The following is a 13,811-nucleotide window of genomic DNA, read 5'->3' on the forward strand; positions in this document are numbered from 1 at the left end:
CCCGGCGCGCGGCTCAGGCCAGCACGGCGAGGCTCTTGGCCTTGCCCTTCTGTTCCTCGACCAGCGCCAGGAAGCGGCCCTCGGGGTCGAAGACGGCGACCGGGCCGGCGCCCGCGTACACGTCGGGCATCTCCAGGCGGACGCCGTTGGTCAGCAGCCGGGCGCGCCGCGCGTCGACGTCCCAGCGGGTGAAGGCGGCGGCGGCCGCCTCGGCGACCGGCATCACCGTGAGCTCCTCCTGGAGCTGGTCCAGCGTCCGGGCGGCGTCCAGCTTGTAGGGGCCGACGCGGGTGCGGCGCAGGGCCGTCAGGTGGCCGCCGGTCCCCAGGCCGGCGCCCAGGTCGCGGGCCAGGGCCCGGATGTAGGTGCCGGAGGAGCAGACGACGGAGACGACCAGGTCCAGGACGGGGGTGCCGTCCTCGGCGACGGCGTCGCGGACGTCGTGCACCGTGAAGGAGGAGACGGTCACCGGCCGGGCGGGGATCTCGAAGTCCTCGCCCTCACGGGCCCGCTTGTACGACCGGACGCCGTCGATCTTGATGGCGCTGACCTTCGACGGGACCTGCATGATGTCGCCGCTGAGTCTGGCGATCCCCGCGTCGATGGCGTCCCGGGTGACCCGGGAGGCGTCGGCACGGGCGGTGATCTCGCCCTCGGCGTCGTCCGTCAGGGTCGTCTGGCCGAGACGGACGGTGCCCAGGTACTCCTTCTCGGTGAGGGCGAGGTGCCCGAGGAGCTTGGTGGCCCGCTCCACGCCGAGGACGAGGACACCCGTCGCCATCGGGTCGAGGGTGCCGGCGTGGCCGACGCGGCGGGTGCGGGCGATGCCGCGCATCTTGGCCACGACGTCGTGCGAAGTGAAGCCCGACGGCTTGTCGACGATGACGAGGCCGTCGGGCGCGGTGGTCCTGCGGTTCATTCGGCGGTGTCGTCCGTCTCGTCGTCACCGGGCTTGCGGTAGGGGTCGGCCTCGCCGGCGTACCGGGCGCCCGCGGACGCCTCGCGCACCTTCTCGTCGGACTGGCGCGCCCGGTCGAGGAGGTCCTCGATGGTACGGGCGTTGTCCGGCAGGGCGTCGGCGACGAAGGTGAGCGTCGGCGTGAACTTCACGCCGGCGGCGCGGCCGACCTCGGAGCGCAGGATGCCCTTGGCGCTCTCCAGGCCCGCGGCAGCGGCCGCCCGCTCCTCCTCGCCCCCGTACACCGTGTAGAAGACGGTCGCCTCCCTGAGGTCACCCGTGACCCGGGTGTCCGTGATGGTGACGTGCGAGCCGAGGCGGGGATCCTTGATCCCGCGCACCAGCTTCTGGGCCACCACCTCTCGGATGAGGTCCGCCAGCCTCTTAGCCCGCGCGTTGTCGGCCACTGGTCGTCTCCCGTTCTTTCTTTTCCGTGTTGCACAGTCAGTCGTCGTCGCCGTGGAACCTGCGTCTCACCGACAGCAGCTCCACCTCGGGGCGCCCGGCGACCAGCCGTTCGCACCGGTCCAGTACGTCGGTCACGTGCTCCGCGTCGCCGGCCACCACCGCCAGGCCGATGCCGGCCCTGCGATGGAGGTCCAGGTGGTCCACCTCGGCGGCGCTCACCGCGTACTTGCGCTGGAGCTCGGCGACGATCGGGCGGACGACGGAGCGCTTCTCCTTCAGCGACCGTACGTCGCCGAGCAGGAGGTCGAAGGACAGGGTCCCCACATACATGTGTGTCCGGATGACCCGCCGGTACGGGATGGAGGGGCCCGCCGAACGATCGGCAGGAACACCAGCACCGTACAACGAACGGCCGGGGCCGATCGACGGGAATTACTTCCCGCCGACCGGCCCCGGACCGGACCGTCCCGGAAGCCCGGGCGCTTACGCGCGCGGCTTCTCGCGCATCTCGTACGTCGCGATGACGTCGTCGACCTTGATGTCGTTGAAGTTTCCGAGGTTGATACCACCCTCGTAGCCTTCGCGGATCTCGGTGACGTCGTCCTTGAAGCGACGCAGACCCTCGATGTTGAGGTTCTCCGCGATGACCTTGCCGTCGCGGATGAGGCGCGCCTTGGTGTTGCGCTTGACCTCGCCGGAGCGGATGAGGACACCCGCGATGTTGCCCAGCTTGGACGAGCGGAAGACCTCGCGGATCTCCGCCGTACCGAGCTCGACCTCTTCGTACTCCGGCTTGAGCATGCCCTTGAGGGCCGCCTCGATCTCCTCGATCGCCTGGTAGATGACCGAGTAGTACCGGACGTCCACACCCTCGCGCTCGGCCATCTGCGCCGCGCGGCCGGCCGCGCGGACGTTGAAGCCGATCACGATGGCGTCGGAGCCCATCGCCAGGTCGATGTCGGACTCCGTGACCGCACCGACGCCGCGGTGCAGGACGCGGATGTCGACCTCTTCGCCGACGTCCAGCTGGAGCAGCGAGGACTCGAGGGCCTCGACCGAACCGGAGGCGTCACCCTTGATGATCAGGTTCAGCTGCTGGACCTCGCCGGCCTTGAGCACCTTGTCCAGGTCCTCCAGCGACACGCGGCGCGTGCGCTTGGCGAACGCGGCGTTGCGCTCGCGGGCGGCGCGCTTCTCGGCGATCTGACGGGCCGTACGGTCCTCGTCGACCACCAGGAAGTTGTCGCCCGCACCCGGGACGTTGGTCAGGCCCAGGACCTGGACCGGCGTCGACGGGCCGGCCTCGGCGACGTTGTTGCCGTTGTCGTCGAGCATGGCGCGCACGCGGCCGTAGGCGTCGCCCACCACCATCGTGTCGCCGACCCGCAGGGTGCCGCGCTGGACGAGGACCGTCGCCACGGCACCGCGGCCGCGGTCGAGGCGGGACTCGATCGAGATGCCCTGCGCGTCCTGGTGCGGGTTGGCCCGCAGGTCGAGCGAGGCGTCGGCCGTGAGGATCACGGCCTCCAGCAGCGAGTCGATGTGCAGACCCTGCTTGGCGGAGATGTCGACGAACATGGTGTCGCCGCCGTACTCCTCGGCCACCAGGCCGTACTCGGTGAGCTGACCGCGCACCTTGGTCGGGTCGGCGCCCTCGACGTCGATCTTGTTGACCGCGACGACGATCGGGACGTCGGCCGCCTTGGCGTGGTTGAGCGCCTCGACCGTCTGCGGCATGACGCCGTCGTTGGCCGCGACGACCAGGATCGCGATGTCGGTCGACTTCGCACCGCGGGCACGCATGGCGGTGAACGCCTCGTGACCCGGGGTGTCGATGAAGGTGATCTTGCGCTCTTCGTCGTTGACCTCGGTCGCGACCTGGTAGGCACCGATGTGCTGGGTGATGCCGCCGGCCTCGCCCGCGATGACGTTCGTCTTGCGGATGGCGTCGAGCAGTCGGGTCTTGCCGTGGTCGACGTGACCCATGACGGTGACCACCGGCGGACGGACCACCAGGTCGTCCTCGTCGCCCTCGTCCTCGCCGAACTCGATGTCGAAGGACTCGAGCAGCTCGCGGTCCTCCTCCTCCGGGCTGACGATCTGAACCGTGTAGTTCATCTCGTCCGCGAGGAGCTGGAGGGTCTCGTCGGAGACGGACTGGGTCGCGGTGACCATCTCGCCCAGGTTCATCATGACCGCGACGAGCGACGCCGGGTTGGCGTTGATCTTCTCCGCGAAGTCGGTGAGCGACGCGCCGCGGGAGAGACGGATGGTCTCGCCGTTGCCGCGCGGCAGCATCACGCCGCCGACGCTCGGGGCCTGCATCGCCTCGTACTCCTGGCGACGCTGCCGCTTCGACTTGCGGCCGCGACGCGCGGGACCGCCGGGACGGCCGAAGGCGCCCTGCGTGCCACCACGGCCGCCGGGGCCGCCGGGACGGCCGCCGAAGCCGGGACGGCCACCGCCGCCGCCGGGACCGCCGCCGAAGCCGCCACCGCCACCCGGGCGACCGGCGAAACCGCCGCCGCCACCCGGACGGGCACCGCCGCCACCGCCACCGGGACGGCCGGCGAAGCCGCCGCCACCGGGACGGGCGCCGCCGCCACCGCCGGGACGACCCGCACCGCCGGGACCGCGGCCGCCGGGGCCGGGACGCGGGCCGGCAGCGGGACGCTGCGGCATCATGCCGGGGTTAGGACGCGGACCGGCCGGGCCGGGACGCGGACCGCCCTGCGGACGGGGCATGCCCGCCGGGGACGGACGGCTGCCGCCGGGAGCCTGCGGACGCGGACCGCCGCCCTGGGCGCCGGGCGCCTGGGGACGGGGACCGCCACCGGGGGCACCGGGGCCGCCCGGACCGCCGGGACGCTGGGCGCCCTGGGGACGGGGCGCCTGCGGGCGCGCCATGCCGGCGTTGCCGCCGGAGGTGAAGGGGTTGTTGCCCGGACGCGGGCCGGCCGGACGGGCACCGGGACGCGGCGCGCCGCCACCGGGGCGACCGCCCTGAGCGGCGGCCGGACGCGGGGCCTGGCCGCCCTGCTGGCCGGAGGACGGCCGGCTGCCGCCCTGGGCGCCACCCGGACGCGGGGCGCCGGGGCGTGCGCCACCGGAACGCGGGGCGTTCTGGGCCGGGGCAGCCGGCGGAGCGGTGAACTCCGGGGCGGCCGGGGCGGGACGCGGCGCGGGCTTGGGACCCGGCACCGGACGCGGACCCGGAGCGGGCGTGGACGCGGGCGCCGCCGGAGCGGCGGGGGGCGTCTGGGCCGCGGCGGGCTTGGGGGCCGGCGGCCGCGGGGCGGCCGGGCGGTCGCCCGCCGGGGAGGTGCTCCCACCCTGCGCCGGGGACGGCGCGGCGGGCCTGGGAGCGGCCTTGCGCGGGGCGGGCTTGGCGGACTTGCCGTTGCCACCGGCCTGCAAGGCGTCGGTCAGCTTGCGTACTACGGGCGCTTCGATGGTCGAAGACGCCGAACGGACGAATTCACCGAGTTCCTGGAGCTTGGCCATGACGACCTTGCTCTCGACACCGAACTCCTTGGCGAGTTCGTAGACCCGGACCTTAGCCACTTCGCTCCTTTGAGGTCCGGGTTGCGTCCGGACCGTCGCTAGTTCATGGGCGTACTCATCGCGTACTCATCGAGTGCTCATCGCAATCTCGACCTGCTTTCGACTCGCGAGGTACCTGGGCCGCGCGGGGTTCCGCACGACACTCCTTACGGTGTTGCCTGCTCGGCAACGGTCGTCTGCTCGACGTATCGACGCAACGCCTTTGTGTCGAGCGCTCCCGGGACGCGCAGTGCCCGCGGGAACGCCCGGCGGCGTACCGCCTGGTCGAGACAGACCAGGGCGGGGTGCACATAGGCACCCCGGCCGGGCAGCGTACCGCGAGGATCGGGGACGCACGCGTCCTCGACCGCCACGATGCGCAGCAGATCAGTTTTGGCCGCTCGCTCCCGGCACCCCACACAGGTGCGTTCCGGGCATGCTCGGGCGGGCGTCCGGCCAGACACTGTTAAGTCTACCTCCCCGTACCGACCTCACCCCTTCGGGGCAAAGATCGAACGGCTGTTGTCGTATTCTCAGCGGCTCGCGGCTTGGATCTATTCCTCGCCCGCGCCGCCGGCCGGCTCGGTGTCGGGCCGGATGTCGATGCGCCAGCCGGTGAGGCGGGCGGCGAGGCGGGCGTTCTGGCCCTCCTTGCCGATGGCCAGCGAGAGCTGGTAGTCCGGCACGGTGACCCGGGCGGAGCGGGAGGCCAGGTCGACGACCTCCACCTTGGACACCCGGGCGGGCGACAGGGCGTTGGCCACCATCTCGGCCGGGTCGTCCGACCAGTCCACGATGTCGATCTTCTCGCCGTTCAGCTCGCCCATCACGTTGCGCACCCGGCCGCCCATGGGGCCGATGCAGGCGCCCTTGGCGTTCAGGCCCGAACGGGTGGACCTGACGGCGATCTTGGTGCGGTGACCGGCCTCACGGGCGATCGCGGCGATCTCCACGGAGCCGTCGGCGATCTCCGGCACCTCCAGGGCGAACAGCTTCTTCACCAGGTTGGGGTGGGTGCGCGACAGGGTGACCGACGGACCGCGCACGCCCTTCGCCACCCGGACGACGTACGACCGCAGCCGCAGGCCGTGCGCGTACGTCTCGCCCGGGACCTGCTCCTGCACCGGCAGGATGGCCTCCAGCTTGCCGATGTCCACGAGCACGTTCTTCGGGTCGCGGCCCTGCTGGACCACACCGGTGACGATGTCGCCCTCGCGGCCGGCGTACTCACCGAGCGTCGCGTCGTCCTCGGCGTCGCGCAGCCGCTGCAGGATGACCTGCTTGGCGGTGGTGGCGGCGATCCGGCCGAAGCCGGACGGGGTGTCGTCGAACTCGCGGGGCTCCTGGCCCTCCTCGAGGTCCTCGGGGTCCTCCTTCGCCCACACGGTCACGTGGCCGGTCTCCCGGTTGAGCTCCACCCGCGCGTGCCGGCGGCTTCCCTCGGTCCGGTGGTAGGCGATGAGGAGGGCCGACTCGATCGCCTCGACCAGCAGGTCGAAGGAGATCTCCTTCTCCCGCACCAGGCCCCGCAGGGCGCTCATGTCGATGTCCACGGCTACGCCTCCTCTTCCTTCTTGTCCTTGCGGTTGAACTCGACCTGCACGCGCGCCTTGGCGATCTCCGGGAAGGCGAGCCTGCGGGCGGTGGCCCGGCGGCCCTTCACACCGGGCACCTCGACGTCCAGTCCCTCGTCGTCGACGGTCAGGATCCGGGCGACCAGGTCGCCGCCCTCGGCGAGCTGGAACTTCACGAGCCGGCCCGTGGCGCGCACGTAGTGCCGGTGCTCGGAGAGGAGGCGCTCCGCGCCCGGGGTGCCGACCTCCAGGTCGTACTCGCCGTCGCCCATCGCGTCCGTCTCGTCCAGCTTCGCCGAGAGCGCGCGGCTCACATCGGCGATCTGGTCCATGTCGGGCCCGGCGTCCGAGTCGACGACCACCCTCAGCACCCGCTTGCGTCCGACGGAGTCCACGGCGATCTCTTCGAGGTCCAGACCCTGGGAGGTGACGAGGGGCTCCAGCAGCTCTCGCAGCCTCTCGCTCTGGGTGGTGCTCATCCGGGTGACTCCTCGGCCGCGTGTGCTGTTGTGGGATGGGGCGCGTGTCTGGTCAAAGGGTATCCGGTCGCGGGGGGTGATGCGTCCTGCCTCCGGCGGTCCGGGACCCGGGGCGGGCGGGCCCGTGGGCCGGTCGGAGGGGGGTGCCGAGCCGGTGACGTACCGCGTGGGGGTGCGCGGGTACCGTGATCACGGCGGGCTGACTTCCCGCCCGTGTGTTCGTACGAGCTCCCGAGGACGTCAGCCGTGCCGTACCCCCCATCGCAGCGCAGGTCCCCGGGGCCGCGCAGAAGATCCCTGCTCGCCTCGGCCGCCGGGGCCGCCCTGCTGACGGCCTGCTCGCCGGGGTCCGACGACGCCTCGCGCGCGGAGCGCGACGGCGGCGCCCCGTCGGCGGCCGAGCGCTCCCGCGCGCGTGCGGCGCGGGACAGCGCGGCCCTGCTGGAACGTTACGACGCCGTCCTCGCCGTGCACCCGGCGTTCGCGGTGCGGCTGGCGCCGCTGCGGGCGGAGGTGCTGCGGCACGTGGAGGCGTTCGGGGGCGCAGGGGCGACCGCCTCGCCCTCGGCGCCGTCGCCGTCGCCGGCCGGGACCTCACCCTCGCCGTCACCGTCGCCGTCGGTCCCGCCGTCGGCCGCCGCCTCCGGGCAGCCGTCCGCCGCACCCGTGCCGGCCGATCCCCGGGCCGCGCTCGCCGCACTGGCGGCGGCCGAGCGGACGCTGGCGGACGCCCGGACCACGCAGCTCCTGGGCGTGCCCGGCGAGCAGGCGCGGCTGCTTGCCTCGGTGGCCGCGGCCGGCGCCGCGCACGTGTACCTGCTGACCGAGGGGGCGCAGTGAAGCGGGCGGACGAGCAGCAGGCCCTCCGGGCGCTGCAGGCGGCGCTGGCCGCCGAGCACGCGGCCGTGTACGGCTACGGCGTCGTGGGCGGCCAGGTCGCCGAGGCCCGCCGCACCGAGGCGCGGGCCGCGTACGACGCCCACCGGGCGCGCCGGGACGCGCTGGCCCGGGAGGTGCGCGGCCTGGGGACCGAGCCGGTGGCGGCCAGCGCCGCCTACGCGCTGCCGTTCGCGGTGCCGGACTCCCCCGCGGCCGTGCGGCTCGCCGCGGAACTGGAGGACCGGGTGGCCGGGGTCTACTCCGACCTGGTGCGGGCCACGACGGGCGCGCGGCGCCGGGAGGCCGCCGGGGCGCTGCGGGAGGCCGCGGTGCGCGCGGTGCGCTGGCGCGGCGGGAGCGTAGCCTTCCCTGGGCTCGCCGAACGGACGGGAACGGACACGGGGGTGGCCGGGCCGTCGGTGGCGCCGCCGGTGTCCGGCCCGGCGCGTCCGACGGTGTGACGGGGCCGACGGGGCCGACGGGGACACGAAGGGAACGACTCGCGCATGGCTTTCGATCCGCCGCAGCGTCTGGTGCGGGCACTCGGGGAGACCGCACCGGACGGTGACGCGTGGCTGGAGAAGCTGCCGGAGGCGGCCCGCGAGGCCGCGGCTCTACGCGAGTTGACCGTCGAGCGGGTCCAGGTCCCCGGCGGCCGCTCCAGCCTGGTGGCGCTGGTGCGGCGCGCGGACGGCACCCCGGCCGTGCTGAAGCTGGCCCCGCCCCGGTCCCGGCCGGAGGCGGAGCGGGCCGCGCTGGCGCACTGGGCCGGGCTGGGCGCCGTCCTGCTGCTCGACGGGCCCGCCGGGGACGGGGCGCTGGTGCTGGAGCGGCTGCACCCGGACGTGTCGGTGCGGTCGCTGCCCGAGGCGAAGGCGCTGCTGGAGGCGGCCGGGACGCTGCGGCGGCTGTGGGTGGAGCCGCCCGCGGGCCACTCCTTCGAGACGGTGGCCGGGCGGACCGGACGGCAGGCGGAGGCGATGCGCGCCGTGGCGGACCGGGAGCCGGAGCTGGCCCCGCTGGTGGGCACGGCGCTCACGGCACGGGAGGAGCTGCTCGCCGCGCCGCCGCAGGAACTGCTGCTGCACGGCACCTTCCGCCAGAGCAAGGTGCTCGCCGGGGAGCGGTTCCCGTGGCTGGCCGTGGGTCCGGACCCGGTGGTCGGCGAGTGCGCCTTCGACCTGGCGCGGCTGGTGCGGGACCGGGTGGAGGACCTGATCGCCTCGTCCTCCGGGGCGTCCATCACCCGGCGGCGGGTGAAGAAGCTCGCCGAGTCCCTGGAGGTCGACCAGGAACGGCTGCGGGGCTGGACGCTGTTCCGCGCGGTCGAGTCGGGTGCGCGGGCCCTGCGCGTGGGCCGGCCCAAGGACGCGGAGCTGCTGCTGGAGTTCGCCGGGTGGCTGTAGCCGGGCCGCGGGACGGGCGGAGGGGGCACCCTGGGGCGCCCCCCCCCCTCGACGCTTCCGGGGCTACGCGGTGAGGTGGGCGATCGCCTCGTCGACCGTGAGCTCCTCGCGCTCCCCGCTCCGGCGGTCCTTGAGCTCCAGCACGCCCTCGGCGGAGCGGCGCCCTGCGACCAGGATCTGCGGGACGCCGATCAGTTCGGCGTCGGTGAACTTCACGCCCGGCGAGACGCCGGCCCGGTCGTCGACCAGGACGCGCAGGCCCGCGGCGCGCAGCTTCTCCGAGACGTCCAGGGCCAGTTCGGTCTGCAGGGCCTTGCCCGCGGCGACGACGTGGACGTCGGCCGGCGCGACCTCCTTGGGCCACACCAGGCCCTTGTCGTCGGCGGTCTGCTCGGCGAGGGCCGCGACCGCGCGGGAGACGCCGATGCCGTAGGAGCCCATGGTGACGCGGACCGGCTTGCCCTGCTGGCCGAGGACGTCGAGCTTGAGCGCGTCGGCGTACTTGCGGCCGAGCTGGAAGATGTGGCCGATCTCGATGGCGCGGTCCAGCGTGAGGCCGGTGCCGCACCGCGGGCAGGGGTCGCCCTCCTGGACGACCACGACGTCGACGTAGGCGTCGACCTCGAAGTCCCGGCCCGCGACGACGTTCCGGGCGTGGGTGTCGGGCTTGTTGGCGCCGGTGATCCAGGCCGTGCCGGGGGCCACGCGCGGGTCGGCGATGTAGCGGAGCTTCTCCTGGCCCTGCGGGCCGACGTAGCCGCGCACCAGGTCGGGGCGGGCGGCGAAGTCGGCCTCGGTGACCATCTCGACGACGGCCGGGGCGAAGTGCGCCTCCACCTTGTCGAGGTCCACCTCGCGGTCGCCGGGCACGCCGACGGCGACGATCTCGCCGTCGACCTTCACCAGCAGGTTCTTCAGCGTGGCGGAGGCCGGGACGCCCAGGGAGGCGGCGAGCGTCTCGATGGTCGGGGTGTCCGGGGTGGGGATGTCCTCGGCGGCGGGCACCGCGGAGCCGTCCACCGGCCGCAGCTCGTAGCTGATGGCCTCGGTGTTGGCGGCGAAGTCACAGTTCGGGCAGTCCGCGAAGGTGTCCTCGCCGGCACCGGCCGGCGCGAGGAACTCCTCGGAGCGGGAGCCGCCCATGGCACCGGCGGTGGCCGCGCAGATGCGGTAGTCGAGGCCGAGGCGCTCGAAGACGCGCTGGTAGGCCTCGCGGTGCAGGGCGTAGGACCGGGCCAGGCCCTCGTCGTCCAGGTCGAACGAGTAGGAGTCCTTCATCAGGAACTCGCGGCCGCGCAGGATGCCGGCCCGGGGGCGGGCCTCGTCGCGGTACTTGTGCTGGATCTGGTAGAGGATGACCGGCAGGTCCTTGTAGGAGGACGCCTGGTCCTTCACCAGCAGGGTGAAGATCTCCTCGTGGGTCGGGCCGAGGAGGTAGTCGCCGCCCTTGCGGTCCTTCAGGCGGAACAGCTCCTGGCCGTACTCGTCCCAGCGGCCGGTCGCGTCGTACGGCTCGCGCGGCAGCAGGGCGGGGAGCAGCACCTCCTGGGCGCCGATGGCGTCCATCTCCTCGCGGACGATGCGCTCGACGTTGGCGAGGACCTTCTTGCCGAGGGGCAGCCAGCTCCAGACGCCGGCCGCGGTGCGGCGGACGTAGCCGGCCCTGACGAGGAGCTTGTGGCTGAGGACCTCGGCGTCGGCCGGGTCGTCACGCAGCGTCTTCGCCATCAAGTTCGACATGCGCTGGACCGGTGCGTTCGCCATGGTTCTCGTACTCCTGCCACGAAACAGTGATGGCATGGAGGTTAGCCGCGGCCCCGCCGCCGCCGGAAATCCGCCGGGGAGGTCAGGGGCGCAGCAGGGGCAGCGGGGCGCCCATCACCGCGTACGGGCGGGGGGCGCTGGGGAAGAGGACCTGGCGGGCGAGGTCCTGGTAGCCCAGGGAGCGGTACAGGGCGCGGGCGGGGCTCTCGGTGTCGATCGCGGACAGGATCGAGCGGGGCTCGGTGGCGCTGTCGGTGATCGTGGTGATCAGGGCGCGGCCCGCGCCCCGGTTCTGGTACGCCGGGTGGACGTGCAGCTCGGTGATGACGAAGGAGTCGTCGAGCCAGTGGTCGTTGTCCCGGGCGCGCAGGTAGGGCTCGACGACGGTGGACCACCAGTGGGCGCGGTCGTTGGGCAGGCCGTAGACGAAGCCGACGAGGCGGCCCTCGGCGGTGGTGGCGCCGAGCGCCCGGGCTCCCGGGTAGGTCATGTGCCGCAGGACGATCTGGCGGCGGACGGCCACCTCGTCGGGTCCGAGGCCGAACGCGACGGCCTGCACGGCCAGTGCCTCGTCCACGTGGGCGGAGAGGTCCAGGGGGCCGATGACGAGGTCCATGGGCGGGAGCCTACAGGGGGGCCGCGGCGCAGGTCAGAAGAGCACACTCATGAAGGCGCCGACCTCCTGGAAGCCCACCTTGCGGTACGTGCGCCGGGCGGCGGTGTTGAAGTCGTTGACGTAGAGGCTGACCACCGGGGCCACGTCGCTGAGGGCGTAGCGCAGGACGGCGGCCATGCCGGGGGCGGCCAGGCCCCGGCCGCGGTACTCGGGGGCCACCCACACGCCCTGGATCTGGCAGGCCTGGGCGGTCGCGGCGCCGATCTCGGCCTTGAAGACGACCTTGCCGTCGTCGTCGAGGCGGGCGAAGGAGCGGCCGGAGCCGACGAGTTCGGCGACCCGGGCCTGGTAGAGCAGGCCGCCGTCGCCGGCCATCGGGGAGACGCCGACCTCCTCGGTGAACATCGCCACGCACGCCGGCATGATCGTGTCCATCTCGTCCTTGCGGACCCGGCGCACGAGCGGGTCGGGGGCGACGTCGGCGGACGTCCGGTCGGTGACCATGAGCGGCTGGTGGGCGCGGACCTCGCGGGCGGGGCCCCAGTGCGGTTCGAGCAGCCGCCAGAGCTGGGCGGTGGGCTCGGCGGGGCCGACGATGGAGGAGCAGCGCCGGCCGGCCCGGCGGGCGCGGTCGGCGAAGGCGCGCACGGCGCGCGGGGTGGCGCCGATGGGGACGAGGTTGGCACCCGCGTAGCACAGGGACGTGAGCATGCCGTCCTCGTACCAGCCCCACATCTCGCCGCCCAGGCGCCAGGGGTCGAGTCCGGCGACCTGCACGCGGGCGGTCACGAAGGCGTTCGTGACGGGGTCGCGGTCGAGCACGGCGAGGGCGGCGTCCAGGTCGCTCGGTTCGAGGACCCGGGAGGTGGTCTGGGTCAACACGGGCGGGGCCTCACGGTGGGGTATGCCTGATCTCCGCACTGTACCCGGCCGAACTGAGCGCTGTCGCCGCGCTGTCCGGCCCCTCGCGGCAGCCCCTGGGGCCCGCGCGGCGCACGGCCGCGGGGCCCCGTCGGCGTCAGGCGCCGGTGACCGAGACCGACGGCTCGCCCGAGGCGGTGCCGGCGGCCTCCATCTGCTCGGCCAGCTTCATGGCCTCCTCGATGAGGGTCTCCACGATCTTGGACTCGGGCACGGTCTTGATGACCTCGCCCTTGACGAAGATCTGCCCCTTGCCGTTGCCGGAGGCGACGCCGAGGTCGGCCTCGCGGGCCTCGCCCGGGCCGTTGACGACGCAGCCCATGACCGCGACGCGCAGCGGGACCTCCATGCCGGTGAGGCCGGCCGTGACTTCCTCGGCGAGCTTGTAGACGTCGACCTGGGCGCGGCCGCAGGACGGGCAGGAGACGATCTCCAGGCCGCGCTGGCGCAGGCCCAGCGACTGCAGGATCTGCAGGCCGACCTTGACCTCCTCGACCGGCGGCGCGGACAGGGAGACGCGGATGGTGTCGCCGATGCCCTGGCTGAGCAGGGCGCCGAAGGCCACCGCCGACTTGATCGTGCCCTGGAACGCGGGGCCGGCCTCGGTGACGCCGAGGTGGAGGGGGTAGTCGCTCTGGGCGGCGAGCTGGCGGTACGCCTCGATCATCACGACCGGGTCGTTGTGCTTGACGGAGATCTTGATGTCGCGGAAGCCGTGCTCCTCGAAGAGGGACGCCTCCCACAGCGCCGACTCGACGAGGGCCTCGGGGGTCGCCTTGCCGTACTTCTGCAGCAGCCGCCGGTCCAGGGAGCCGGCGTTGACCCCGATGCGGATGGGGGTGCCGTGGTCCTTCGCCGCCTGGGCGATCTCCTTGACCTTGTCGTCGAACTGCTTGATGTTGCCCGGGTTGACGCGGACCGCGGCGCAGCCGGCCTCGATCGCGGCGAACACGTACTTGGGCTGGAAGTGGATGTCGGCGATGACCGGGATCTGCGACTTGCGGGCGATGGTCGCGAGGGCGTCGGCGTCGTCCTGGGTGGGGCAGGCCACCCGCACGATCTGGCAGCCGGAGGCGGTCAGCTCGGCGATCTGCTGGAGGGTGGCGCCGATGTCGGAGGTGCGGGTCGTGGTCATCGACTGCACGGAGACCGGGGCGTCGCCGCCCACCGCGACCGAGCCGACCTGGATCTGCCGGCTCTTGCGGCGCTCGGCCAGCTTGGTCGGAACGGACGGCATGCCGAGTGAAATAGCAGTCATCTGCT

14 protein-coding genes are annotated in these 13,811 nt (G+C 73.4%); 3 read left to right on the forward strand and 11 right to left on the reverse strand.

What is annotated here, in order from left to right; all coding sequences use genetic code 11:
* Window positions 1–13: 13 nt before the first annotated feature.
* From truB to rimP, 7 genes are all read right to left on the reverse strand, one after another.
* A complete protein-coding gene (gene truB / locus E4U92_RS30825) occupies window positions 14–919 on the reverse strand; it encodes a tRNA pseudouridine(55) synthase TruB (protein ID WP_137303735.1) in 906 nt (301 codons plus the stop codon).
* Complete coding sequence (rbfA, locus tag E4U92_RS30830; protein WP_137303736.1) at window positions 916–1,365, reverse strand: 30S ribosome-binding factor RbfA; 450 nt, start codon at window positions 1,363–1,365, stop codon at window positions 916–918. Before rbfA ends, truB begins: the two co-directional genes overlap by 4 nt.
* 37 nt (window positions 1,366–1,402) lie before the next feature.
* Window positions 1,403–1,696, reverse strand: coding sequence for a DUF503 domain-containing protein (locus E4U92_RS30835; protein ID WP_137303737.1), 294 nt, complete (start codon window positions 1,694–1,696; stop codon window positions 1,403–1,405).
* A gap of 153 nt (window positions 1,697–1,849) precedes the next feature.
* The gene (gene infB, locus E4U92_RS30840) at window positions 1,850–4,930 is read right to left on the reverse strand and encodes a translation initiation factor IF-2 (RefSeq protein ID WP_137303738.1); all 3,081 of its coding nucleotides are present in this window, start codon (window positions 4,928–4,930) and stop codon (window positions 1,850–1,852) included.
* A 146-nt stretch (window positions 4,931–5,076) separates the two neighbouring features.
* The gene (locus E4U92_RS30845; protein WP_137303739.1) at window positions 5,077–5,373 is read right to left on the reverse strand and encodes a YlxR family protein; all 297 of its coding nucleotides are present in this window, start codon (window positions 5,371–5,373) and stop codon (window positions 5,077–5,079) included.
* A 90-nt stretch (window positions 5,374–5,463) separates the two neighbouring features.
* On the reverse strand, window positions 5,464–6,462 hold the full coding sequence (gene nusA / locus E4U92_RS30850; RefSeq protein ID WP_137303740.1) for a transcription termination factor NusA: 999 nt from the start codon (window positions 6,460–6,462) through the stop codon (window positions 5,464–5,466).
* A gap of 2 nt (window positions 6,463–6,464) precedes the next feature.
* Window positions 6,465–6,962, reverse strand: a complete 498-nt coding sequence (gene rimP, locus E4U92_RS30855) for a ribosome maturation factor RimP (protein WP_137303741.1) — start codon at window positions 6,960–6,962, stop codon at window positions 6,465–6,467.
* 246 nt (window positions 6,963–7,208) lie between these two features.
* Between rimP and E4U92_RS30865 the strand changes: the two genes are divergently transcribed.
* The 3 genes from E4U92_RS30865 to E4U92_RS30875 are packed head-to-tail and all read left to right on the forward strand — an operon-like array spanning window position 7,209 to window position 9,247.
* Complete coding sequence (locus tag E4U92_RS30865) at window positions 7,209–7,802, forward strand: hypothetical protein (protein ID WP_137303742.1); 594 nt, start codon at window positions 7,209–7,211, stop codon at window positions 7,800–7,802.
* On the forward strand, window positions 7,799–8,302 hold the full coding sequence (locus E4U92_RS30870; RefSeq protein WP_137303743.1) for a ferritin-like domain-containing protein: 504 nt from the start codon (window positions 7,799–7,801) through the stop codon (window positions 8,300–8,302). The genes E4U92_RS30865 and E4U92_RS30870 overlap by 4 nt, the downstream gene beginning before the upstream one ends.
* 45 nt (window positions 8,303–8,347) lie before the next feature.
* Window positions 8,348–9,247, forward strand: a complete 900-nt coding sequence (locus E4U92_RS30875) for an aminoglycoside phosphotransferase family protein (RefSeq protein ID WP_137303744.1) — start codon at window positions 8,348–8,350, stop codon at window positions 9,245–9,247.
* Between the two features lie 63 nt (window positions 9,248–9,310).
* Here E4U92_RS30875 and E4U92_RS30880 read toward each other — a convergent pair whose 3' ends face one another.
* From E4U92_RS30880 to ispG, 4 genes are all read right to left on the reverse strand, one after another.
* A complete protein-coding gene (locus E4U92_RS30880; protein WP_137303745.1) occupies window positions 9,311–11,011 on the reverse strand; it encodes a proline--tRNA ligase in 1,701 nt (566 codons plus the stop codon).
* 82 nt (window positions 11,012–11,093) lie between these two features.
* A complete protein-coding gene (locus tag E4U92_RS30885; protein ID WP_067239210.1) occupies window positions 11,094–11,627 on the reverse strand; it encodes a GNAT family N-acetyltransferase in 534 nt (177 codons plus the stop codon).
* 33 nt (window positions 11,628–11,660) lie between these two features.
* Window positions 11,661–12,509, reverse strand: a complete 849-nt coding sequence (locus E4U92_RS30890; protein ID WP_137303746.1) for a GNAT family N-acetyltransferase — start codon at window positions 12,507–12,509, stop codon at window positions 11,661–11,663.
* Window positions 12,510–12,645: 136 nt separating this feature from the next.
* Complete coding sequence (gene ispG / locus E4U92_RS30895; protein WP_137303747.1) at window positions 12,646–13,806, reverse strand: flavodoxin-dependent (E)-4-hydroxy-3-methylbut-2-enyl-diphosphate synthase; 1,161 nt, start codon at window positions 13,804–13,806, stop codon at window positions 12,646–12,648.
* Window positions 13,807–13,811 lie beyond the last annotated feature (5 nt).

Source organism: Streptomyces galbus (genome assembly GCF_005280195.1).
Taxonomy (GTDB): domain Bacteria; phylum Actinomycetota; class Actinomycetes; order Streptomycetales; family Streptomycetaceae; genus Streptomyces; species Streptomyces galbus.

Bases quoted from the DNA above. Each gene is read 5' to 3' on its own strand.
- truB (WP_137303735.1), bottom strand. From the start codon at position 919: ATGAACCGCAGGACCACCGCGCCCGACGGCCTCGTCATCGTCGACAAG.
- E4U92_RS30835 (WP_137303737.1), bottom strand. From the start codon at position 1,696: ATGTATGTGGGGACCCTGTCCTTCGACCTCCTGCTCGGCGACGTACGG.
- rimP (WP_137303741.1), bottom strand. From the start codon at position 6,962: ATGAGCACCACCCAGAGCGAGAGGCTGCGAGAGCTGCTGGAGCCCCTC.
- E4U92_RS30875 (WP_137303744.1), top strand. From the start codon at position 8,348: ATGGCTTTCGATCCGCCGCAGCGTCTGGTGCGGGCACTCGGGGAGACC.
- E4U92_RS30880 (WP_137303745.1), bottom strand. From the start codon at position 11,011: ATGGCGAACGCACCGGTCCAGCGCATGTCGAACTTGATGGCGAAGACG.
- E4U92_RS30885 (WP_067239210.1), bottom strand. From the start codon at position 11,627: ATGGACCTCGTCATCGGCCCCCTGGACCTCTCCGCCCACGTGGACGAG.
- ispG (WP_137303747.1), bottom strand. From the start codon at position 13,806: ATGACTGCTATTTCACTCGGCATGCCGTCCGTTCCGACCAAGCTGGCC.